The sequence below is a fragment of the Lysinibacillus parviboronicapiens genome, assembly GCF_003049575.1.
GTDB lineage: Bacteria > Bacillota > Bacilli > Bacillales_A > Planococcaceae > Lysinibacillus > Lysinibacillus parviboronicapiens.
Map to the genome: position 1 here is coordinate 1 of NZ_PYWI01000079.1, position 1,519 is coordinate 1,519.

At 35.7% G+C, this 1,519-nt stretch carries 2 protein-coding genes; both read right to left on the reverse strand.

Features of this window, described 5'->3' with window-relative positions; all coding sequences use genetic code 11:
* Window positions 1–485: 485 nt before the first annotated feature.
* Window positions 486–1,226: a type I methionyl aminopeptidase gene (map, locus tag C9J35_RS23015; protein WP_107927140.1), complete on the reverse strand. Its 741-nt coding sequence runs from the start codon at window positions 1,224–1,226 to the stop codon at window positions 486–488.
* 158 nt (window positions 1,227–1,384) lie between these two features.
* Window positions 1,385–1,516: a hypothetical protein gene (locus C9J35_RS25215; RefSeq protein WP_499842794.1), complete on the reverse strand. Its 132-nt coding sequence runs from the start codon at window positions 1,514–1,516 to the stop codon at window positions 1,385–1,387.
* Between the last annotated feature and the right edge of the window lie 3 nt (window positions 1,517–1,519).

The window sequence follows — 1,519 nt, forward strand, 5'->3', positions numbered from 1 at the left end:
GATTTTTTGTGTTGTTAATCATTTGATCGACTCTCCCTTTCTCTCTATAAAGTCATCATTACGCTGTGGTCTTTGACACGAGATATTAATAAACATCTTAGGATATGGCATGAAACCATCTCATAAATCTTATTTAATTAGCACTATTATAAAGTTGTTAAACTTATTTAACAATATTTTTTTCTTTCTACGCAATAAAGTAGCCACACCCTCCAAGTTATCAAGACCAAAATTTTAAGTAATGATTTTGAATCCAAAATTATTTCAAAAGTCTTTTTTGTGTTTAGTGTTGCTTTGAAATAAAGTTTGAGCAAAAATACCTCGCAAACCCTTATTTTAAGATAAATAAGAAGAATCCCTTTTGAAAAAAGATTGATCAAAAGGGATTCTTCTTTAGCAGTTTTAAGTTAGGTTATTATAAAAAAGTTTGATTATTTTCTACCTGTGTTGCTCCACAATCGCGCCTTATTGTGGTATTAGTGCTCTTACAACGTAGTAATAATCGGTCCTTCCTTGGTAAGGATAATCGTATGTTCGTATTGAGCCACAAAGCTTTCATCGGTTAGGCAGGTCCATCCATCTTCCGATTGGAAAACTTCCTCTTCAAATGTAGAGATCATAGGCTCAAAGGCAATTACCATACCATCTTTTAATATTTCGTCATCCCAGTGAGAGAAGTAATTGAAAATGTGTTTTGGTTCTTCATGAATCGAACGCCCAATACCGTGTCCAGTAAGATTTTTTATGACTGTTAAGCCATGCTGTTTTGCTACATTGTGTGCAGCTTTTCCGAGCGCGCTTTTTTTTGAACCTGGCTTTGCCTTCTTAAGTCCAGCATGGAATGCTTCTTTAGCAATGTCACATAATTTATGTAAAGTTGTCGCTCCTTCCCCTACTACAAAGGAAATTCCGGTATCTGCGAAATACCCGTTTTTTGAACCTGAAACATCAATATTTACAATGTCCCCTTCTTGAATTTTCCGTTTCCCCGGAATCCCGTGCGCTACTTCTTCATTTATGCTAATGCACGTATATCCAGGAAAATCGTATTCACTTTTTGGGGCAGATTGAGCTCCTGCTTTTTCAAACATCTCTCTCGCAATATCATCGAGTTCTTTTGTGGTAATTCCAGGTTTCGTACTATGGACTAATTCATCTCGAATCGCACCACAAATTTCACCAATTACTTTTAATCCATTAAAATCCTCTTCAGTCTTTGCAACCATTGTATATCCTCCCTTTTTAAAGTATTTTATGATTAGTGTACCATTTATTTTCTAGCAGGAACGGGTTTTTGTTCAACAAACTGGCCCTTTCCATGAAGAAAGACGCTTTCCTTATTACGGAAAAGCGCCCGATTGTTGAATTTGGTATCCATTCCAGTTTAATATAGGTCTGTTGTTGCTCCTAATGTAGCACCGCGAATCATAGATTCATCACTAAACTTTATTAAATCACTTGGTTTTCCTGTAACCACTACACCAATAATTTTAAGGTTCTGAGGTTCTAGTTTCATTTT